The sequence below is a fragment of the Flavobacterium aquariorum genome (assembly GCF_003254745.1).
GTDB lineage: Bacteria > Bacteroidota > Bacteroidia > Flavobacteriales > Flavobacteriaceae > Flavobacterium > Flavobacterium aquariorum.
This window is the reverse complement of sequence record NZ_QKXH01000006.1, coordinates 180,929-203,062: the sequence shown is the minus strand read 5'-3', so window position 1 is coordinate 203,062 and position 22,134 is coordinate 180,929. Positions and strand designations below refer to the sequence as shown.

At 35.6% G+C, this 22,134-nt stretch carries 15 protein-coding genes; 3 read left to right on the top strand and 12 right to left on the bottom strand.

Annotation, left to right across the window (positions count from 1 at the left end; all coding sequences use genetic code 11):
- Nucleotides 1-134: 134 nt before the first annotated feature.
- The 12 genes from DOS84_RS11005 to DOS84_RS10950 form a co-directional block, all read right to left on the bottom strand.
- Nucleotides 135-1,352, bottom strand: a complete 1,218-nt coding sequence (locus DOS84_RS11005; RefSeq protein ID WP_111410173.1) for an efflux RND transporter periplasmic adaptor subunit — start codon at nucleotides 1,350-1,352, stop codon at nucleotides 135-137.
- A gap of 2 nt (nucleotides 1,353-1,354) precedes the next feature.
- On the bottom strand, nucleotides 1,355-2,602 hold the full coding sequence (locus tag DOS84_RS11000; RefSeq protein ID WP_111410172.1) for a heavy metal-binding domain-containing protein: 1,248 nt from the start codon (nucleotides 2,600-2,602) through the stop codon (nucleotides 1,355-1,357).
- Nucleotides 2,599-3,858, bottom strand: a complete 1,260-nt coding sequence (locus tag DOS84_RS10995; protein ID WP_111410171.1) for a TolC family protein — start codon at nucleotides 3,856-3,858, stop codon at nucleotides 2,599-2,601. Before DOS84_RS10995 ends, DOS84_RS11000 begins: the two co-directional genes overlap by 4 nt.
- Entirely contained in the window at nucleotides 3,845-5,782 is a 1,938-nt protein-coding gene (locus DOS84_RS19390) for an efflux RND transporter permease subunit (protein WP_024981693.1), read from the bottom strand. Before DOS84_RS19390 ends, DOS84_RS10995 begins: the two co-directional genes overlap by 14 nt.
- A 10-nt stretch (nucleotides 5,783-5,792) precedes the next feature.
- Nucleotides 5,793-7,073, bottom strand: a complete 1,281-nt coding sequence (locus tag DOS84_RS19385; RefSeq protein WP_111410170.1) for an efflux RND transporter permease subunit — start codon at nucleotides 7,071-7,073, stop codon at nucleotides 5,793-5,795.
- Nucleotides 7,074-7,078: 5 nt separating this feature from the next.
- On the bottom strand, nucleotides 7,079-7,549 hold the full coding sequence (locus DOS84_RS10980; RefSeq protein WP_111410169.1) for a heme-binding domain-containing protein: 471 nt from the start codon (nucleotides 7,547-7,549) through the stop codon (nucleotides 7,079-7,081).
- A 1-nt stretch (nucleotide 7,550) separates the two neighbouring features.
- Nucleotides 7,551-8,117, bottom strand: a complete 567-nt coding sequence (locus DOS84_RS10975) for a DUF3347 domain-containing protein (RefSeq protein ID WP_111410168.1) — start codon at nucleotides 8,115-8,117, stop codon at nucleotides 7,551-7,553.
- Nucleotides 8,118-8,147: 30 nt separating this feature from the next.
- A complete protein-coding gene (locus tag DOS84_RS10970) occupies nucleotides 8,148-8,765 on the bottom strand; it encodes a heavy metal-binding domain-containing protein (protein WP_111410167.1) in 618 nt (205 codons plus the stop codon).
- 4 nt (nucleotides 8,766-8,769) lie between these two features.
- Nucleotides 8,770-9,618 (bottom strand): DUF3347 domain-containing protein, encoded by an 849-nt coding sequence (locus DOS84_RS10965; protein ID WP_111410166.1) that lies wholly within the window; start codon nucleotides 9,616-9,618, stop codon nucleotides 8,770-8,772.
- 159 nt (nucleotides 9,619-9,777) lie between these two features.
- Nucleotides 9,778-10,149, bottom strand: a complete 372-nt coding sequence (locus tag DOS84_RS10960; RefSeq protein ID WP_024981686.1) for a hypothetical protein — start codon at nucleotides 10,147-10,149, stop codon at nucleotides 9,778-9,780.
- A gap of 191 nt (nucleotides 10,150-10,340) precedes the next feature.
- A complete protein-coding gene (locus DOS84_RS10955; protein ID WP_111410165.1) occupies nucleotides 10,341-15,722 on the bottom strand; it encodes an N-6 DNA methylase in 5,382 nt (1,793 codons plus the stop codon).
- Nucleotides 15,709-16,146 (bottom strand): DUF1896 domain-containing protein, encoded by a 438-nt coding sequence (locus tag DOS84_RS10950; protein WP_111410164.1) that lies wholly within the window; start codon nucleotides 16,144-16,146, stop codon nucleotides 15,709-15,711. The genes DOS84_RS10955 and DOS84_RS10950 overlap by 14 nt, the downstream gene beginning before the upstream one ends.
- Before the next feature lie 556 nt (nucleotides 16,147-16,702).
- Here DOS84_RS10950 and DOS84_RS10945 point away from each other — a divergent pair.
- The 3 genes from DOS84_RS10945 to DOS84_RS10935 are packed head-to-tail and all read left to right on the top strand — an operon-like array spanning nucleotide 16,703 to nucleotide 22,121.
- Nucleotides 16,703-19,705 carry a type I restriction endonuclease subunit R gene (locus DOS84_RS10945; protein ID WP_111410163.1) on the top strand — a complete coding sequence of 1,001 codons (3,003 nt, stop codon included), beginning with the start codon at nucleotides 16,703-16,705 and terminating at the stop codon, nucleotides 19,703-19,705.
- The gene (locus DOS84_RS10940; protein WP_111410162.1) at nucleotides 19,698-20,996 is read left to right on the top strand and encodes a restriction endonuclease subunit S; all 1,299 of its coding nucleotides are present in this window, start codon (nucleotides 19,698-19,700) and stop codon (nucleotides 20,994-20,996) included. Before DOS84_RS10945 ends, DOS84_RS10940 begins: the two co-directional genes overlap by 8 nt.
- Before the next feature lie 3 nt (nucleotides 20,997-20,999).
- Nucleotides 21,000-22,121, top strand: coding sequence for an AAA family ATPase (locus DOS84_RS10935; protein WP_111410161.1), 1,122 nt, complete (start codon nucleotides 21,000-21,002; stop codon nucleotides 22,119-22,121).
- Nucleotides 22,122-22,134: the final 13 nt, after the last annotated feature.

Genomic DNA, 22,134 nt, shown 5'->3' with positions numbered 1-22,134 from the left:
CTTTCTGTTATATAAATATATAGTTTACTGTTTTGTAAATTGTTATACTATTATTTTTTTGATTTATGTAATTCTCCCCAACCATTTTACTCTTTTTTAAGAGCTTGATTATTTTCGATGCCCAATGAGTATTTTTACATTTTCATCCCCTCCATTGGGTCACTTCCTTTTCGGAATTTATATTCACTGTTTATGGCATAAGCACCTGTAATCACTACTTTTTTTGACGGATCCAAATCGGATTTGATTTCAATCATTCCATTGGTTTCTATTCCTGTTTCTACCATAACATTTTCAAATATTCCCGGTCTTTTTTCAACCCAAATATAGGAAGCGTTTTCTTCTCGAATAACTGCATCAATCGGGATAAAAAGTCCTTTAGCATTTGATTGTGTCAATTTTACAACCGCCTGCATTCCCGGTTTTAACTGTAAACCCTGATTTGGAATTTCCATTCGAATTAACAGCAATCGGGTATCTGGATTTATTTCAGGATTGATAAAGGCAACTTGGGTATTTATTGTTTTATCTGGGAAATCACTAAAAGTAACATTGGCTTTTTGACCTATTTTAAGGTTTTTGGCATAGTTTACGTTTACTTGTGTTTCTAACCAAAGGCTGTTTAAATCAGCGATTTTTATTATTCCCGAACCTTCCATTACATAACTTCCTTCTGTAGCTACAATTTCAGAAATTGTTCCGCTATGAGAACTGTAAAATATGGTATTTGGTGAAACCTCTTTATTGGTTTTAATGTTTTCAATTTGGGCATTGGTAAGACCATAAAAAAGAAGTTTTTGCTTCGCGCTGGCTAGCATGTTTTTTGCGTTTTTCCCAAAATCTCCTGGCATTGACAGTTGCTTGAATGCCGTGAAATAATCCTGTTTGGCTATGGCGATATCTTCACTGTATAATTGATAAACCGCTTGGTTTTTGGCAACATAATCTCCAACTGTTTTGAAAAATAATTTTTCAATTCGCCCCATCGCTCTTGATGAAACGGAATTGATTTTATCCTGATTTATAGCTAAAGTACCCGTGTAATTTTGGTTTACACTACTTTGGGATGTTGTAATAGACTGAAGACTAATATTACCCAATCGGATTTGCTGTTTGCTTAAACTTATTTCATTTGAGTTAGTTTTATCGAGTTTTACGGGAGTTAAATGCATATGACAAATGGGACATTTGCCTGGTTTGTCTTCTTTTATCTGAGGATCCATCGAGCAAGTGTAGAAAGTTGTTTCATCAGTCATTTTATGTCCACTATGATCTTCCTTGTTTTTCGAATTGCAAGCTATCATTACCATAAGTAGTATTGATAGTAAAGTTATTATTTTTAATGTCTTCATCTTTATTCGGTTTTAATGAAGCTTTCGCTGTCAATTAAATATTGTGCGTTTTTAGCAATTGTATCTCCCACAGAAACGCCTCCAATAATTTGAACAAAATCATCAATTTCAATACCCGTTTGTATTGCTGTTGCTTTGAAGCCATTGTCCAATTTTATAAAAACAACTTTTTTGTTGCCCAAACTAACCAAAGTTTGTTTTTGCAACCAAATTCCCTTTGTGGAATTTAATTGCACAACACCCTGTAATCTTGTTCCAATGGGCAATTTTATAGTTGAATTATTCAAATGCACCCGAATCCTATTGGTTTTATCAGTTGGATTCAACTGTGTTTCCACAAAATTTATTTTTGAATAAATACTATTCTTTTCATCCAATTCAGAAGAAATATCAATAGACTGATTGATTTTAATAAGGCTATTGTAACCTTGCAAAACATTGAAAATACCCCAAACTTTATCGGTATTCGCTAACTTGAAAACAACTTCCCCTTTTTTAATATAGTTTCCCTGTTTGATATCCAAAGTTTCTGTGTTGCTACTTGTATTGGACATAGGAGAAACACTAGAACTAGTCATCTTTTCGGTTCCCGTGATGATTCCGTTAGCGGGACTGTAAATAACGATTACAGGATTCACTTTTTTAGCGGAAGCCAATGTGTTAACTTGATTATTGGACATTCCATAAAGTAATAATTTTTGCTTGGCGGAATTAATAATCGATGTGTTTTGACTGTCATTGGAAATCAAATAGATAAAATTTTGCTGTTCGTTCAATAATTCAGGGCTGTATATTTCAAATATTTTTTGTCCTTTGGTTACTTTTTGGTACTTATAGTTGACGTACATTTTTTCAATTCTACCACTTATTCTCGCTGAAATATTTACAGATGAATTCGGATCGTAACTCACTATTCCGGGTAAACTGATTTCGCTATTTATAACTGTGTCTTTTACCGTTGTGGTTTGATAATTTCCCACAACAAAACTATCAGTAGGTTTCAAAAGATCGTTGATAGAGTCATTTTTTTCAGAATGGTCTTCGGTTACTTTTTTTACTAAAGTCATTCCGCAAATAGGACAACTGCCCGGTTTGTCTTTGATAACTTCAGGGTGCATCGAGCAAGTGTAAACCTCATTTTGATGTTCCATTTCAGAATGTTTTCCTGATTTTGTTGCAAAGAAATAGATTGCAATTCCAATAAAAACTACGACCAAAAATAGTATTGCAAATTTTAAATATCTGTTCATAATTTTTCGATTTCAAGTTGTTTTTCTATTTCTACTTGTGTAGCTAAAATCGACTTTAATTTGTCTAAAGCATCAATTTGAGTCATATTCATAGCTTCCCAAGCTTCTAATGCCACAAATAAATCTCCGGTGTTATTTTGCCAAGCTAAAATAGCTGTATCATAATTTCGTTTCAAAGCCGGAATAATATTTTCTTGCGTAATTTGGTATTGCTTTTTCAGGTTCAAAAACTCAGCATTCATTCCTTTTATCATACCGCTTGCTTCGTTCGCAATCATCTGTTTTTGCCAATCCAAACTTTCGTTTTTGATGCGATAACTTTCCATATTGGCTTTGTTCATTTTGGTTGAATAAGGCATTGGAATAGTGACCATTCCCATCAATGAAAATTGTTGTGGCTGATTGCCAAAAGCGAACATATGGTCGTATTTTACACCAAATTCAGGTCTGGTTGCCACTTTTTCAACCTCTATTTTCAGGTTGTTGATTTCTTTGGTTTTATCAATGGCTTTGATATCACTACGGTTGTTGATGTAGGGAGACAAATCGGTTTCGAAGAGATTGAAATCTTTAATCTCGTAATTGGAATCAATTTCTAAATCCTCGTTTTTATTACGAGCCATTAATGTATTGAGCATATATTTTCGCTGTGATACATCATTTTCCAACATCACAATCATACTTTGCAAAGTGGCATATTGCGATTTCGCTTTGTAATAGGACGGCAATTTGTCCATATTATATTGATAGCGTATTTCCATACTCTTAATCATATAATCTAAAAGCAAAAGATTGTCTTGGGCAATTTTTATTTTTTTCTTAATGATAATCCATTCATAATAATAGGTTTTGGCCAATGCATTTAATTGATTGAGCGTGAAGTTTTTATTTTCACTTTCGACTGATGACATTGCTTTCATCAAATTTTCATTGGCATTTAGCTTAGAAGCATTCGGAATCATTTGAGTTACTCCCAACATATAACTCCCCATTCCTGGCCCCATTTCGTCGGCTTTCCATAGATTGGAATTGTACGGAGTCATAAAGAAACCCGTTTCCACTTGCGGTGGCATCCAACTTCTGGCTCCTTTGGCCGAAGCATCCATACTCTGAATATCGGCATCGTACATTTTCAGTTGGGGATTATTTGTCTTGATGGTACTCAAGACATTATCCAAAGTAAGTGTTTGGGCTTTAGTATTTGTAAAGCTTAAAACCAAACAACTCAGGGCGATATAAAATTTAATGTTTTGCATCTATGAGACTAATTTTTCCTTTTGTTCTTAACTCGTGAAGTTTCACCATCTCAAAAACAACCGGGGTTACTAATAATACATAAATTGTTGAAGTAATTGTTCCTCCTATGAGCGGAACAGTGATTGGGAGCATCACATCTGCTCCTGTTCCCGTTGCCCAAAGAATGGGGATTAATCCAAATAATGAAACAGAAACTGTCATCAGTTTTGGACGTAATCGTTTGGCAGAACCATCAATAATATACTCTCTCACTATTTCTTCTGTTAGGGTTTCTTTGCTGTTACCGTGTTTTTCGACCATTTTGTTCATCGCTTCATTCAAATATATAGTGATTAACATAGCTGTTTCGACAGCCAAACCAAACAAAGCAATAAAACCGACTGCTACAGCCACCGATAAATTAATCCCATAGAAATACACCATAAAAACTCCCCCGATTAATGCAAACGGAACCGTTATCATTGTAATCAAAGCCTCTTTCATAGAATGATAAGTGAAATAGAGAATGAGGAAAATAATCACGACAACAATTGGCAGAATTAAACCCAATGTTTTGTTGGCTCTGATTTGGTTTTCCCATTGACCGCTCCATTCCACATAATACCCTTTGGGCATTTTGGTTATCATTTCATTCAGTTTTTTCTGTGCTTCTTTGACGGTACTTCCTAAATCACGGTCACGAACATTAAACAATACACTTCCACGAAGCATTGCATTTTCGCTGTTTATCATTGGCGGGCCATCGCTTATTTTTACATCGGCAACCGTTTCCAAAGGAATTGGGCCAAAATCCATTGTTTGTACTTGTAGCTTTTTCAAGGCTTCAATACTACTTCGATATTCTTGTGCATATCGTGCGTTTACCGAAAAACGCTGTCTTCCCTCGATGGTTGTGGTGAGTTTCATACCTCCAATTGAAGCTTCCACTACATTGTTAATATCATCGATGCTTAGTCCGTATCTGCCAATAACTTCTCTTTTGGGTTCAATATCAATGTATTTTCCGCCCGTAATAGGTTCAGCGTACAAGTCTTTTACTCCCGAAGTTCCATCCAATGCCATTTTTATTTTTTGTGATAAAGCATTAATGGTGTCTAAATTTTCCCCGTAGATTTTTATTCCCACATCGGTTCTGATACCTGTCGAAAGCATATTGATACGATTGATAATAGGCTGTGTAAATCCATTAGTTACTCCCGGTATTTGCAGTTTATTGTTTATATCATTTATAATATCCGCTTTTGTTTTGCCTTCTCTCCATTCGTTGTGGGGCTTCAGCAAAATAATTGTTTCAATCATACTTATGGGGCTGTTGTCCGTTGCTGTATTGGCTCTTCCTGCTTTTCCTAAAACGTGAGCCACTTCGGGAATTGATTTTATCAATCGGTCCTGAACCTGTAAAATTCGTTTCACTTCAGAATTGGACACATCGGGCAATGTTACAGGCATAAATAAAACAGAACCTTCGTCGAGCGGAGGCATAAATTCAGAACCAAGTCTTGTAAACATTAACACACCAATTAACAGCGCCACAATATTGACTGCCAAAACTGTTTTTCTCCATTTTAAACAAAGCGTCAAAATTGGAGTATAAATGCTTTCCAATTTTCTGTTTATCGGATTTTTATTTTCTGTACGAAGTTTGCCTTTAAGTAAAAAACTAATCAGCACAGGAGTAAGTGTAATCGCAAAAAACGCATCCACAATTAGTATAAAAGATTTTGTCCAAGCCAATGGACTAAACAATTTACCCTCCATTCCCGTAAGCAGGAATACGGGTAAAAATGAAGCAATTACTATTATTGTCGAATAAAAAACACCCGGTCCAACCAATTTGGAAGAGGATTCAATTAGCTTCAGTTTCTCATCGGAAGATAACGGGTCATTTTCTTTTTTGAATATATTTTTCAGTTTATCTTTCATTTTACGTAACTTATTGGTTATTATCCATTTCTTCCTGTTTCTCAGAAATTGTCCTATACGCATTCTCTACCATTACAATTCCGTCATCAACCAAAACACCAATTGCTAAAGCAATTCCCGTGAGCGACATAATATTTGAAGAAATTCCAAAAGCCTGCAGGAAGATAAAGGCAACCGCCACCGAAATTGGTATTTGTATCAAGATAATTAATGCGCTTCGCCAATGAAAAAGAAAAAGCAACACCACTATTGAAACGGCAATCATTTCTTCGATTAGCGTTCCTTTGACAGATTCAATTGCTTTCTCAATCAATTCGCTTCTGTCATAAGAGGTTTTAAAAGTTACGCCCTCGGGTAGTCCTTTCTCCACTTCTTTCATTTTGGCTTTGACCGCTTTTATGACATTATCTGCATTTTCTCCGTATCGCATAACTACGATACCACCAACGACTTCTCCTGTGCCATTTTCATCAAAAATACCCAAACGCAAATCGCCTCCCATTTGAATGGAACCGATATCTTTTACCCGCACCGGAATAGAATTGTAATTTTTGATGGCAATTTCTTCTACGTCCTTTATGTTTTTTATATACCCCAAACCCCTTATGATGTATGACATATCACTCATTTCGAATTTCCGTCCTCCCACATCATTATTATTGGCTTTGACGGCATTCATCACTTCCATCATAGTGACTTTATAATATTGCATTTTCAAAGGATCCAAAACCAATTGGTATTGTTTTTCAAAACCTCCAAAAGAAGCCACTTCAGCAACCCCTGGAACAGTTTGCAATGCAAATTTCACGTACCAATCCTGCAAGGCTCTTTGTTCTCCCAAGTCCATACCATTAGCATCCAAATGATACCAAAAAATGTGACCAACACCTGTACCGTCAGGTCCAAGTGTAGGAACTACATTTTGAGGCAAAAGACGTTGGGCGTAATTAAGTCTTTCCAAAACCCTTGTCCTTGCCCAATAAATATCAACATTGTCCTCAAAAACAATGTATACGAAGCTCATTCCAAACATAGAAGCACCACGAATATTCTTAACTTTTGGAATTCCCTGAAGATTAGAAACTAAAGGATAAGTTACCTGTGATTCAATAACCTGTGGACTTCTTCCCATCCACTCCGTAAATACAATTACTTGATTTTCGGACAAATCAGGAATGGCATCAATGGGATTTTGTTGCACGCTATAAACACCCCAAGCAAATAAACAGGCCGAAACGAGCAAGACGAGTAATCTGTTTTTTAATGAAAATGATATTAATTTTTCTACCATAATGTTTAGTATTTAGATGAAAGACTATCGCTAGTTTTCTCAATCCAATTCATTACTTCCTGTTTTTGACTACTGGAAAGTATTGCGTTTTTATGGATTAAAGTATAAGAAGCCAAAGGCATTTCATTAGATTTTATTTCTTTAACAATTCTATCTAATTTATTCTTTTGCTTTCGGCTACTATAGTTTCCCCATTCATTAAAATTCAAATTTTCTTTTCCTTCTTTGATATGGCTCTCCATTAAAAAACGAGCGGGTTGAATGTTTGAATACCAAGGATAGTTGGTGTAATTGCTATGGCAGTCATAACAAGAGGTTCGTAAAATGTTTTTTACATTTTTAGGCACATTATATACTTTTGTGAAATTAGCAGTTATATCCTGCCTATAACCTAAATTACGAGCAGGCTGATATAACTGCATCAGCAAAAAAATAATTAATCCAATAAAAAGTATTTTTTTGAAGATTCTTTTCATCTTAGAATTCTTTTCTCACTGAACCACAAGTAAGCATTTCTGAACCAAAATAAGGGTTTTTGATGTCTTTCAGCTCGCTTATCCAAATGGCTCCTTTTCCTTCATCAGCCATTGGACAAAAATCCTGATACAGCTTTTGTTCTGTTCCAAAAGTTTTTATCAAATCGTTGATGTCTTTGCTCATCAATACAAAATGCTCTCTTTGGTGTGCTATATTCCCCGCATTATCCCCAATATGTTCAGCGTGTTCTTTAACATCATCGGCAATATCCATATAGGTTTTCATCTGTTCACCAGATAATTTTTTCATATCGATTTTTCCCAAAGTCTCCACCAATGCTTTTCCTGCATCGGCAGTAGCGTTAGAATCGTCTTTAGTCAAAGCATTTTTTAAAGACAAATAATTCGTTACAATTTCTTTAATGGAAAAAGAAGTAGGATTGACTTTTACAGTTGCAGTTTCAGGTTTACTTGTTTCTGAATTAACTGTTTCTTCTTGCTTATTTTTTTGATTACAAGAAACCATTGTGATTGCTACTGCTATTGCTGAAAGAATTATATTTTTCATTTTTATTTTTTTTGTTATTGAAAGATTAGATTAGTGTTTATGGTCTTCTGTTTGCGTCATATCCATACCGCATTTAGGACATTTTCCAGGTACATCTGAAGTGGAACCATCCATAGGACAAACATATTTTGTCACAATTTTACTTTGAGGCTGACTTCCTTTTTGAGGGTGCAAATCAACTTTTTCGGTGACTTTTACCAAACCCATTCCACATTTAGCGCATTGACCAGGTTTATCAGAAGTTGTGCCGTCCATCGAGCAAACATATTTTGTCACAGTTTTATTCGTAGGCTGACTTCCTTTTTGCGGGTGCAAATCAATTTTTTCAGTGGTTTTTACCATTGCCATTGCACATTTAGAACATTTACCAGGTTTATCAGAAGTTGATCCATCCATAGGACAAACATATTTTGTCACAATTTTACTTTGAGGCTGACTTCCTTTTAGCGGGTGCAAATCAATTTTTTCGGTGACTTTTACCATATCCATCCCACATTGTGGGCATTTACCTGAGCTTGAATTTGTTTTGTCAGGATGTGTAGGACAAACGTAAATTGTTTTTTGTTCTTCCTTTTTTGTAACAGTTTGTGCTGTTACTGCTGAATTAAATGCAAAAAATGCACTTAATACAATAATTAGTGTTTTCATCTTTTTAGTATTTTATTGTTTCTATAGTTTTACCACAACTCAACATTTGTGAGCCATAGTAAGGATTTTTAACAGCATTTTCTTTGCTTAGCCAATTGGCATCTTGCATTGGGCAGTATTGGTAATAGATCGCTTCAGTAGGTTTGGAAACTTTAATCAATTCATAAATGTTTTTAGATAATGATTTGAAAAAATCTCTTTGTTTCTTAATATCTTGTGTTTCAGAAATACTTTTGGAATCGGCAGTTAAATCTTTTAAGATTTTCATCCAAATCACATGTTCATCCATTTTTAATATTTCCATTTTCACTGCAGTAATCGAAGATAATAATGCTGCTGCTTTTTCAGAAGCTGTTTTAGCATCTGTTTTTACTAAAGCATCTTTCAGTAAAAAATAATTGTCCAAAACTGGCTGTAGTTGATTTACGGTTTGATTTTCAGCTGTTGTTGAAAGTCTGTTGCTTTCCATTCCTGTCATTTCGCTTTTTGGTTCTGTTTTAACAGGAACTTTTGCCTCACGATCATATTGACAACATCCTGCAAGTTTTGAATATGTATCATCTGGAGCAAGAAATTTATCACTGTCATAACCTGACAATGCAATACGTTTGAGTATTTCGTCTTGACTGGTTATTTTAGAATCATAACTAAGGACAGCCATTTTTGTATCTGCGTTCCAGTCAACGTTTGCGACATTTTTTAGACTACCTGCTTTTTCTATTTTGGCTTCGCACATTCCGCAGTTTCCGTAAATTTTAACGGACTCTATTTTAGCATTTTTAATTTGTGCGTTGGATACCACTACTGATAACAATAGAAGTATTGCTATCATTATTTTTTTTAATGAGTTCATTGTATGTAAATAATGTTAAATTGAATTAGTTAAGCAATAACAAAAATGAAATCATAGAATACGCATCATCTTGAAATTGAAATTAACCGATAAAATAAATGATTTGGAGACCAATAATAGTTATCAATAAGATATAATTATGGCTATCAACTATAGATTTTAGCTTATTTTAGGTATAAGCCATAGAGAATTAAAACCAGAAGAAATAGTGGTTTTGTAATTATAAAATTTTTGTTTTTCAGAAGAGAAATTAAAAAGATTGCTATTAAATTTCAATTCATTAATAGCAACAGTACTACTGTTGCAAGAAGTAGCGCAACTGCATCTAGAATGGTTACATTTTCCTCCACAACCTTCGTGATTTTTCGTTTTGGAATGATTGTCATTTTTGCAACAATCATCTTTATCCATATTTGAAGATGTCTCTTTTGTAGAAGAATGTTTTGTTGAATTATTTTCACAGGCAAAAGAATTACTTGGTATCAATAAGAAACCAAATAATACTATTACTAAAATGTGAAATTTATTCATTGTAGTTTAATTTGAATCAAAATTAATCAATTTATATTGATTTTTTACTAACAACGTGTTAAAAATCACATTTTTGCTACACTTTTCTTAACAATTTAGCTATCATAGTTACGCATCAGAAGACAAAAAATTAAGGTGTTTTTCAAAATTTACTACCAAATAAAAAAGAATGTTTTTTTTTACCAATGAAATTACATTGCTTTCAAACCTACAGAAGACCTTTCCTTAATATCACTGATTTTTATAGCTTCTTCCTGCTCTTTGGGCTCGGAAGCAATAGATAATTGTATTTTCCTATCAATGGCTGCCAATTCGGTTTTTAGTTCGCTCAACTTATTTTCCTTTGTCCATATACCATTGACCACTGCCTGAAGTACAGGCAAGTCTTTTTGCAACTCAGCAATCTTCTTTTGTTCCTGCTCAATATAACTGGGAATTTTTTCTAAAGCACTAAGGAAATTCATTGATGCAAGCTTTGCGTCATTAGCAATCAAGCCATTATTATAAGTGTATTTTATGTTGCCTTCACCCTGTACCAAAAAACGATTGACTTTTATATCAACACCCTCTTTTTCGGATATTTCAGTTTTAACCAATAATGTAAACCCATACAGGCTGCCTATTTCGTCATACTGACCTCCAGTACGGGCTTTATCCGCAATCTGGTTAAGTTTGGTTCCAATCTGTTTCACATCGGCATTAGGTGACAATCCGTCTAGCTGTACAAGGTTCAGTATCGTTCCATCCTGCCCTTTTTGTAAGCGCTGTTGCAGATTTTCCCAATCGTGACTCATTCGTTCCAATCGTGACTTGGCAGACTCTAGTGTCGCAGAAATATCTTCCAGCTTGTATTTGGAGCTGAACTTGGAACGATTGAATGCCTGCTTCTCACTTTCCAATCCAGCAACCTGTTTTTCCAGCTTTGCTTTTTCCAAAAGGTCGGTATTGCCCGAAAGTATAGCTACGTATTCAGAGAAATTCATTCCCGATTTTTCATCCATACTACCCTCATCAATGGTTCGCTTTCCGAGATTATTGGTTTTAAGCTGGTCAATAAAAAGCTGTTTATTGTAGAGCAGATTGAACTTGTAGCTGTCCAACGATTTTTCGACTGCATAGATAATTACATCCACCTTGTTATCGGCGAAAAATTTGGCAATTTCATTGCCTTTTCGGACAGCCCTTCCGTCACGTTGAGCAAGATCGCTTGGTCTCCACGGGGTATCCAAATGATGAACGACAACAGCTCTTTTCTGTGCATTTACACCAGTTCCCAACATGCCGGTAGAACCAAACAACACACGGATTTTCCCCTCATTCATACCGCCTATAAGCTCCTTGCGTTGCTTATCATTTTTAGCTTCCTGTATAAAACGGACTTCATGTGCCGGTATACCGTAATCATCTACAAGTTTGCGCTTGATTTCCCCATAGACGTTCCATTCTCCAGACTTGTAAGTACCTAAATCAGAAAAGATAAACTGCGTTCCCTTCTGTGCATGGAATTTTTGGTAATACTTTGCAATATTGGCTGCACAATGGGAAGCTTTGTTATCCGGGTGGTCATTATATTTACTGCTTACCATCCGCATATCGAGGGACATCTTACGGGCATAATCCGTAGCAATCAGCATCTTTGCTTTTTCTTCCCTATCTGTCAGCGGAGGTCTTCCCAATAAGGTAGCATTACCTGATTTAGCAAAATCCATCAATTTCTGGATGAATACTTCCTGATCTGGTGTAGGCGGTATATTATAAAGCACCTCGTTCTTTTCCGGACGATCTATACCAATATCCTTAGCCGTTCTGTAGTCCGTGATTTCCGAATAGAACTGTGCCAGTTCCGGCACTTTGATAAAGTAGCGGAAGCGTTCTTTTGACACGATATTATTCGCTACCGAAAACTCATAATCAGTCGTTTTCCTTGCATAGATAGCCGCCCAGGCATCAAAACAGTTAATACCTTGTTTTTCCAATGCTCTTGGACGGAGATATTTAAACAAGAGATATAACTCGGTTAAGGAATTGCTGATAGTTGTACCTGAAAGAAAGGTAGCACCCATATCGTCTTGTATGCGATCCTGAATGGTGCGGATGGCAAAAAGCAGGTTCATGGCCTTTTGGCTTCCCATCATATTGCCCAAACCTGCAACCCGGTCATGACGCGTATTGAACATCAGGTTTTTGAACTGGTGGCTTTCATCAACAAATAAGTGGTCGATGCCCATCATCTTAAAATCCACTACATCATCTTTTCGGTTTTCGATGTCATGTTCCAAAGTTTTCAGCCTAACTTCAAGGTTCTGTTTCCTGATGATTACACCTTTGAGCATACCCCTTGAAATCTCTTTGCCCTGTGCTTCCAAAGCGGCAAGATTATCTTGCACGCTGTTCAGTTCGACTTGTAGGATTTCCTTTTGCATTTCTGGCGACTGGGGTATCATGCCAAACTGGTCATGGGTCAATATCACGCAGTCCCAATCGTTGTTTTTAATATCTCCGAAAATCCGTTGCCTTTTCTGTGGGGTAAAATCTTCTTTGCCAGGATACATAATTTTAGCATGTGGGTAGGCTTTACGGTACGTTTCTGCAATCTCATGAACATTGGCTTTCAATCCTATTATCATAGGTTTGTGTACCATTCCCAAACGTTTCATCTCCTGTGCTGCGGTACACATCACCAATGTCTTACCGGCTCCTACTTCGTGATCGCAAATCGCACCGTTGTTCAGCTTGATCATCCATACTGTATCCTTTTGGCTCGAATACAAATCGTTAATGCCTAAGCCTTTTCTGTCCAGTCCTGGAAATTCCTGATGGCTTCCGTCGTACTGCGGACGCACAAAACAGTTAAAGGTATCGTTATACTGGTCGGTCATCCTTTTTTTAAACTCATCGTTTTGAGTGTGAAGCCATTCGGTAAAGGCGGTACGTATTTCATCAATCTTGGTATTCGCCATCTGTATAGCTTCCATATCCCGTACCTTTACTTCCTTATCATCAATCATTACTTTTTTGGTAATATCAGGAGTAGTATTGACTAATGCGTTTTTCAGCAGAGCAATCCCGTCAAATGTTCGGCTATCAGACTTGACGGCATATTTATCCCATATATGTATATTTTTCTGATCGCATTTTATAGAAAAGTCATCGGAAGTTTCAGAATACTGGATACGCACCTCCGTATCGAAAAGATAAGAAGCAAAACGGGCATAGATCCCTGTAGGTATCCAGCGTTCACCAAGATTGAAATCCAGCTCTTCAAATTCGATACGTCTTGGTCGGGCTTCTTCTAAAGACGTAAGGCTTTCTTTGGCCTGCCTATCATCGGGATTGCTTTCGAGATAGCTTTTTAAGGCTTTAGCTTTCTCCACCACATTGCCAGCTACCCATCTTTCAGCTATTTCATATTCCTTTTCCAAAGGATTATAAAAGATGCGTCCATGTAATACCTCTTTCAAATCATCGGATGATATACCGCTGATTTGGGACATAAAACCTAGATCAACGTTCCCGTATTTGTTCAGCGATGCGGCTAACGCCTCATCGGGATTATCGGTAGCTAATGTGGTAATGGAGAAGCTTACCGGACGGTGGAAGATATCCGCCTTATGTACCACACCGCCCACAATACGTTCCAAATAAGGCATTTCCTTACCGGAACTGTCTGTTTTGATAAGCTTGATATTATCGGCACTGTTCAGGTTGCCGTACCTTTTTACGAAGGCATCGTAAACCTTATTAAATGTTTCTCTCTCTTCTTTATGTTCGGTTTGCAGTTTGGCTTCCTTCTGATATAAATCGAGGTAGTTATCTCGTACAGAAATATATGCTTCAGCTCTTCCTTTCTGTAAGGACGATAATTGCAAAGGATGAAACATTGCCTGTTTCTTATCGCTATCAAAATCTTTAAGATAGCCGACCCAGCCGTTATCCACTGCAAGGCTATCGTTACGATGAAAAGACTGTATTACTTTGGAATAAATTGCAGGTTCGGGAATGGTGTTACCTGCAGTAATCTTTTCGGAGAGATTATTTCCTTTCAGTCCTGAAAACAAATCGCCGATAACTTCCTGTGTTTTCCTTTGATTTGGGGTATTTTTATTTACAGGAGAAATAGAAACAGGAGGTTGCTGCATCAAACCGCTGAACAGGTTTGGCTGATACCCATTCTCCGCCCTTCTTATTTTGGCTGGCTGTTTTTTTGCTCTGACTGCTTTAACAAGAGTAACAACAGCCACTGGCTCTTCTAAATTTTCAAAGAGGTCAAAAATGCTCAGTTGCCTTTCTCCTTTTACAATGCCCTTATTTGTTGTTGGAGCAGATAATGTCTGTGTTTCTTTTGTAATGCTTATAGGTTCAGAAGTGGAAAGTGCAACCTTTGGTGTTGCAGGAATTTGTTTGACAGGCGTATCGCTTCGTTCGCCTTTATACAAGCCAATATTCAGATGCTTTCCAAAATCTTCCGATAGCATTTGCTTAAGGTCTCTGGCAATTCCTTCCACGCCATCCCTGTGCGTATAGATAAATGCAGGTTGACCGTAAGGATCGGTATCTAACACACGTGTAGTATGTATAATCCTTCCGCTATCCTGAAACAAGGCATTGCTTGGTGTATTGTATTGAGTTATTTGGCTCTGACAAAACAGTTCCTCCGATTCGGTCAAACTTTGTTTTGCAGTATTCTTTTGCAGAATTATCAAATCGCTTCCCACTTCCGTACCTGCATAGTCAGTAAAGAGGTTATTGGGCAATCTGACTGCTGAAACCAGGTTGTTATCCTGCATTAATGCCCTGCGTATGGGTTCATTCTTCTGGCTGTTCAGCACACCTTGTGAAGTGATAAAAGCCAGCACACCACCTTCACGGAGCATGTCGGCTCCCTTCATAAAGAAGTAATTGTGTATGCTTCGGGCAGCCTGTACTTTTGCAGTGTCCGTGCTTCTGGAATAGGAAAGGTCAAAAACGGACGTATCACCGAAAGGGATATTGCTAGCTACCACATCATAGCTGTTTTTTTCCTTTTCGGGTATTTCTTCAAAGCCGCTAATGCGGATCGTATTATCGGGATAGAGCTGTTTTAAAATTTTTCCAGTGAGCAAGTCCTTTTCATAAGCGGTAACCTGTGGCATATCTTTATCTGCAAAGGATTGTATGAAAGAACCTTTACCGGCAGATGGTTCTAAAAGTTTTTGAATGCTTACACCATTTTCTTTTAATGTGGTGGAAATAGCATCAATAACCAAAGGTGGTGTGTAAAATGCAGTCAATACAGAACTCCGCATACTGTCCACATATCTACGGTATTGTTTTTCATCAGTTGAATTTTCTTTTAGTAGCTGATGGAGTTCCTGTGTTACTGGGAAAAGTTCATGTTCGGTCTTTCTCCAATGGTTAATGTCTATCGGATTTTGGGCAGGATTCAACACAAATTTTAGACCACCAAATCCGCTGTATTGCATCATTAGCAGTCTTTCGCCTGCGGAGGCTTTTCTGTTCTCCTTTTCCAGTTTAAAAGCAATTCGCAGGGAATCAATATTCGATTGGAGATGTTGACGTTTACTGAAGCCCATGTTCCTCTATCCATATTGCTATGGTTCCTGTCAGTTCCGTATAGAGCAAATCAAACTCCGTTGTATAGGCGAAGTCATCCGTTAATTTGTAGTTTGTAAAAACAGGGTAGCAAATAGGCAACATCTTTAAGGCAAACGGTCGTAATTCTTCATCTGCCATTCTCGCATCAAACTCATTGCAGACTACTTGAAAAAGGGTATCAAATTTTGAAAAGTGCAATCCTTCAAATAAGACATAATCGGCAATATGATCACATTGGTTTATTGGGTTTCCTGCTCGAAAAGCATCTTCATAAGCATTGGAAGCCCAACTTGAACGCTGGTCAATAAATTTAACATCATACGCTTTTTCGGGAAAGCTTATAGTTAATAATTCTTGCAGTCGTAACCTGAAATATGACAGGTCTTTTTGCTGTGTATCCATACAATAAAATGTTTATGATTTGCTTAATGGATAAATTTAAAGAAGGCAATAAAAGCTTTTGCAGATGTGGCGCAGTTTGGCTTTAAGAAGCAGAATTTGGAATTAGGAAATTAATCACAGAATTTAACTTATATCAATAAAAATTTCAGTACGAATTCGAATTAAGTAGACTTAAGAGTTTTTAGTAAGTTCACAAAGAGCTCCACAACACCTTAAATAACTGGAAATCATTTTTACTGGTGCTTAAGACACCCAACCGCTGTGTTTTTCTCAATAATTTATTATTTCAATCCAAAACATACAATGATTATTTACACCCTTTGCTAGTTCATTTTTACTATATTTGACGCTACAAATCTAACTAGGCTTTGAATAAACTGGACTGAATACATTCTGAAAAAGAAAGCTATCTCACAAACTTGGCTTGCTAAAAAATTAGAAAAAATTATAACGCAGTTAACGAGTATGCCCGAAATGTGAAACAACCTAGAATCAAATGTTTGTAACGAATTGCAAAAATTCTGGAAGTTAATACTAAAGATCTATTGAAAGAAGAATGACCAAAGAATCACAAATAGAAGAAAATCTAATTAAGCAACTAGCGGATCTGAAATATAATTATCGAAAAGATATTATTGACAGAAAAACACTAGAACAAAATTTCAAAACCAAATTTGAAGCATTGAATCGTGTTCATTTAACCGAAAGTGAATTTATACGTTTACGAGAGGAAATCATTAATCCTGATGTATTTGCAGCTTCTAAACTATTGCGTGAAAAAAATTACTTCCAACGAGAAGATGGAACTCCTCTACATTACACATTAGTAAATATAAGAGACTGGTGTAAAAATGATTATGAGGTTATAAATCAGTTACGCATCAATACGGAGAACAGTAATCACCGCTACGACATTATTTTGTTGATTAATGGCTTGCCTGTGGTACAAATTGAATTGAAAAAATTGGAAATTTCGCCACGAAAAGCAATGCAGCAAATCGTGGATTACAAAAATGATTCTGGAAACGGATACAACAACACATTAATGTGTTTTATGCAATTATTCATTGTGAGTAACAGCAATAGAACCTATTATTTTGCTAATAATAAAAATCAACATTTCAGTTTTAATGCTGATGAACAGTTTTTGCCGATTTATGAATTAGCAGACGAAAGCAATAAAAAAATTAATTACTTAGAAGAGTTTGCCGATAAATTTCTTAAAAAATGTACACTTGGTGAAATGATAAGCAAGTATATGGTTTTAGTAGAAAGCGAACAGAAATTGTTAGTAATGCGACCTTATCAAATATATGCAGTAAAAGCTATTGTTGATTGCATTCACCAAAACCGAGGTAATGGTTATATATGGCACACTACGGGAAGTGGTAAAACCTTAACCTCTTTCAAGGCATCTACGCTATTGAAAGACAATCCGGATATTGAAAAATGCCTTTTTGTGGTGGATCGTAAAGACCTTGACCGCCAAACTCGTGAGGAATTCAATAAATTTCAAGAAGGTAGTGTAGAAGAAAATACCAATACCGAAACATTGGTAAGGCGTTTATTATCTACCGACTATACCGACAAAGTAATTGTTACTACCATTCAAAAATTAGGATTGGCATTAGACGGTACGTACAAAAAAAACTATAAAGAACGTTTAGAGCCGTTACGCAATAAACGTGTAGTTTTCATCTTTGACGAGTGCCACCGTTCACAGTTTGGAGATAATCACAAAGCCATAAAAGAGTTTTTTCCAAATGCGCAATTATTTGGTTTTACGGGTACTCCTATTTTTGATGAAAATGCCTCCTATCAAATAAGAGAAGGTGAAGAGGCTTCATATAAAACCACTGAAGACATATTTCAACAAAGATTACACGCTTATACCATAACCAACGCCATAGATGATAGAAACGTATTGAAGTTTCATATTGACTATTTTAAAGGTAAAGGCTATTTGAATGCCAAACCAGGCGAAGCTATTGCACAACAAGCGGTAGTAGAAGCCATTCTCGACAAACACAATGCAGCAACGGCTTCAAGACGTTTCAATGCAACATTGGCAACGGCTTCAATAAATAACGCTATAGAATATTATCAGTTATTCAAAACAATTCAAAAGCAAAAGAAAGCCGAAAACGAGGATTATGTGGTACTTAATATTGCTTGTGTATTTTCTCCTCCTTCTCAACTAATAGCAAAAGAAGGGGACCAACAAAGTCAAAAGAATGCAGCAGATATAAAACAATTACAAGAAGATTTAACTCAGGAAAAAGAAGACAACAAACAAAATCCTGAAGAAAAGAAAAGAGCTTTAATAGAAATTATTAGCGACTACAATATGCAGTTTGGTACAAATCATTCTATAAATGAATTTGATTTATATTACCAAGATGTGCAACGACGTATCAAAGACCAAAAATACACCAATAAAGAAATTCCGCATAAAGATAAAATTGACATTACAATTGTAGTTGATATGTTACTCACTGGTTTTGATTCTAAGTACCTCAATACCTTGTATGTAGATAAGAACCTGAAATACCACGGTTTGATACAAGCTTTTTCTAGAACCAACCGAGTGCTAAACGATACAAAGCCTTATGGCAATATTCTAGACTTCCGATCTCAACAAGAGGCAGTAAACCAAGCTATTGCACTTTTCTCGGGTGAAAATAGCGGAAAAGCAAAAGAAATATGGTTGGTTGACCCTGCTCCTGTGGTAATTGAAAATTACCAAAAAGCAGTAGAAGCCCTGGATGTTTTTATGCAGGAAAACAATTTAGTAAACGAACCCCAAGAAGTATATAACCTAAAAGGCGATGCTGCACGAATTGACTTTGTAAAGAAGTTTAAAGCGGTTCAAAAATTAAAAGTCGAATTAGACCAATATACAGACATCACCGAAGAACAAAAGCTAAAAATTGAAACCATTCTCCCAACTGGGACTCTGCAAGAGTATAGAAGTTCGTACATAGAAACTGCTAAGAAGTTAAGGAAAATACAACAAGATGAAGGCGATGATGCACCTCCTGAAGTGCAACAACTCGATTTTGAATTTGTACTCTTTGCCTCTGCTGTTATTGATTACGATTACATAATGAGCTTGATTGCCGACAGTACACAAAAGAAACCTGCCAAGCAAAAAATGACCAAAGCACAGGTAATTAGTTTACTGAGTGCAAATGCTAATCTGATGGACGAACAAGAAGATTTAGCGGAATATATTAATAACTTAGACTGGAATAGCGGGCAAGATGTACATACTTTGACCAAAGGTTATGAAACTTTTAAATTTGATAAAAACGAAAAAGAATTAGCTACCATTGCTAACAAACACGGCTTACAAACAGCAGACTTAAAAGCCTTTGTAGATACTATAATGAGCCGAATGATTTTTGACGGTGAGAAACTGACAGACCTTTTAGAACCACTAGAACTAAGTTGGAAAGAACGTAGATTAAAAGAACTGGCTTTGATGGAAGACTTAGCACCCCATTTAAATAAAATTGCCCAAGGGCGAGAAATATCAGGATTAACAGCTTATGACTAAGAAGATAAATATATTGATACCTGAAATTCGCTTTCCCGAGTTCATGAATGATGGAAATTGGAATGAAAAAGAATTAATAGAAACCACAGACAAGAAAATTAAATGGAGTTTTACGGGCGGTCCATTTGGTTCAAATCTAAAGGCGAGTGACTACACTACGAACGGAATTAGAATAATTCAACTTCAAAATATTGGTGATGGTGAATTTATGGATAATTACAAAATATATACATCGATAGAGAAGGCTAATGAATTATTGAGTTGCAATATTTATTGCGGAGATATAATCATATCCAAGATGGGAGATCCTGTTGGACGAGCTTGTATGATACCTCTAAACATAGAAAGATGTGTTATGGCTTCCGATGGAATAAGATTAGTTGTTGATGAGAAAAAGTATTCTAAATATTTTATTTACTCCTTAATAAATTCGAAGGAAGTAAGAGAAGCAATCGATAAGAAAGCAACAGGATCAACAAGAAAAAGAATTGGTTTAGATGAATTAAAAAGAATTTCTTTAACCATTCCCAAATCACTCGAGGAACAACAAAAAATAGCTTCTTGCCTTTCTTCCTTAGATCAACTAATTACAGCTCATAACCAAAAATTAGATACCTTAAAAGAACATAAAAAAGGCTTAATGCAAAAACTATTCCCGCAAGAAGGGGAAACTGTTCCTAAATATCGTTTTCCTGAGTTTGTGAATGATGGGAGTTGGGTACAGAATAATTTGGATGAAGTAGCCACCTTTTTAAAAGGAAAAGGAATATCCAAAGCTGATATAATTGAAAACGGAAGTTTACCTTGTATTAGATATGGAGAGCTTTATACTCATTACAAAGAGACTGTTAGTGTTGTTAAATCTTATACAAATTTAAATGCTACCGATTTAGTGTTGAGTAAAGCTAATGATGTAATTATTCCTGCATCAGGTGAAACTCAAATTGATATTGCCACAGCATCTTGTGTTTTAGAAAAAGGAATCGCCCTTGGTGGTGATCTAAATATTATTAGGACAAAGATTAATGGTGTTTTTTTATCTTATTACTTGAATAATGTTAAGAGAAAGGATATCGCACAAATGGCTCAAGGTATTTCTGTAGTTCACCTTTATCCTAATCAATTAAAAACATTAATAATTAATATTCCTAAGCCTTTAGAGCAACAAAAAATAGCCTCATGTCTTTCTTCTTTAGAAGAATTAATCACAACACAAGTGGAGAAAATAGAACAGTTGAAGTTACATAAAAAAGGCTTGATACAAGTTTTATTTCCAAAAATTAACGATTAAAATATGAGTGGCAATATAAAAATTTTTAAATACAAGACATTAAGAAATGTAGCGGTTAGGTTAAGAGATGATTTAAACAACCATCATTTTGTATTGTTATTTGCCTACAATGGAACGGGTAAAACTCGCCTGTCAATGGAGTTTAAAGACCAAAGTAAAAAGCGAAAGAAAAACCCTGTAACTGACACACTCTATTATAATGCTTTCACAGAAGATCTTTTCCATTGGAATAATGACCTTGAAAACGATACTGAAAGACATTTGATGATTAATAGAAATTCAAGATTTTTTGAAGGATTCAGAGAATTAGCACTCGAAGAAAAAATATTCGCTTTTCTGGAACGATATGCTGATTTTGATTTTAGAATTGATTATGAAAATTGGACTATTGTTTTTAGTAAGCAAGTTAAAAATCCGAGATACAAGCCTGAAACAGAAGAATTAGAGTACATAATTCAAGACCATATTAAAGTATCAAGAGGAGAAGAAAATATTTTTATTTGGTGCATTTTTCTTGCTATATGTGAGTTAACCATTGACGATGCTGAGTCGTATAGTTGGGTTAAAAACATATATATTGATGACCCAATTTCTTCATTGGATGACAATAACACTATAGCTGTAGCTAGCGATTTAGCTCAATTATTAAAAAAAGGAAAGGACAAAGTAAAAGTTGTAATTTCATCCCACCATTCATTATTTTTTAATGTAATGTATAATGAACTAAGAAATATTGAACATAAAAGTCACTTTTTACATAAAAATAGCTCAGAGGGTTATATATTAAGGGCTACTGATGACACCCCGTTTTTTCATCACGTTGCTTTGTTAACTGAATTAAAAAAAGTATCAACTACACAAAAAGTAAATACATATCATTTTAATATGTTACGTAGCATATTAGAAAAGACTTCAACTTTTTTTGGGTATGATGAATTTTCCAAATGTATATATGGTATAGAAGATGAAGTACTTTTTTCACGTGCCTTAAATTTATTAAGCCACGGAAAATATTCAATATACCAACCTGTTGAAATGAATGAAGATAACAAAGAATTATTTAATAGAATATTGAATGCGTTTTTGGAGAAATTCGAATTCCAATTACCTGAAATATTAGCATAATATAAAAACAAGT

Excerpts from the sequence above, each read along its gene's own strand:
- DOS84_RS10980 (WP_111410169.1), bottom strand. The coding sequence starts at position 7,549 with ATGAAAAGAATCTTCAAAAAAATACTTTTTATTGGATTAATTATTTTT.
- DOS84_RS19385 (WP_111410170.1), bottom strand. The coding sequence starts at position 7,073 with ATGGTAGAAAAATTAATATCATTTTCATTAAAAAACAGATTACTCGTC.
- DOS84_RS11000 (WP_111410172.1), bottom strand. The coding sequence starts at position 2,602 with ATGAACAGATATTTAAAATTTGCAATACTATTTTTGGTCGTAGTTTTT.
- DOS84_RS10945 (WP_111410163.1), top strand. The coding sequence starts at position 16,703 with ATGACCAAAGAATCACAAATAGAAGAAAATCTAATTAAGCAACTAGCG.
- DOS84_RS10995 (WP_111410171.1), bottom strand. The coding sequence starts at position 3,858 with ATGCAAAACATTAAATTTTATATCGCCCTGAGTTGTTTGGTTTTAAGC.
- DOS84_RS10960 (WP_024981686.1), bottom strand. The coding sequence starts at position 10,149 with ATGAATAAATTTCACATTTTAGTAATAGTATTATTTGGTTTCTTATTG.
- DOS84_RS10940 (WP_111410162.1), top strand. The coding sequence starts at position 19,698 with ATGACTAAGAAGATAAATATATTGATACCTGAAATTCGCTTTCCCGAG.
- DOS84_RS11005 (WP_111410173.1), bottom strand. The coding sequence starts at position 1,352 with ATGAAGACATTAAAAATAATAACTTTACTATCAATACTACTTATGGTA.
- DOS84_RS10935 (WP_111410161.1), top strand. The coding sequence starts at position 21,000 with ATGAGTGGCAATATAAAAATTTTTAAATACAAGACATTAAGAAATGTA.
- DOS84_RS10965 (WP_111410166.1), bottom strand. The coding sequence starts at position 9,618 with ATGAACTCATTAAAAAAAATAATGATAGCAATACTTCTATTGTTATCA.
- DOS84_RS10950 (WP_111410164.1), bottom strand. The coding sequence starts at position 16,146 with ATGGATACACAGCAAAAAGACCTGTCATATTTCAGGTTACGACTGCAA.
- DOS84_RS10955 (WP_111410165.1), bottom strand. The coding sequence starts at position 15,722 with ATGGGCTTCAGTAAACGTCAACATCTCCAATCGAATATTGATTCCCTG.
- DOS84_RS19390 (WP_024981693.1), bottom strand. The coding sequence starts at position 5,782 with ATGAAAGATAAACTGAAAAATATATTCAAAAAAGAAAATGACCCGTTA.
- DOS84_RS10970 (WP_111410167.1), bottom strand. The coding sequence starts at position 8,765 with ATGAAAACACTAATTATTGTATTAAGTGCATTTTTTGCATTTAATTCA.
- DOS84_RS10975 (WP_111410168.1), bottom strand. The coding sequence starts at position 8,117 with ATGAAAAATATAATTCTTTCAGCAATAGCAGTAGCAATCACAATGGTT.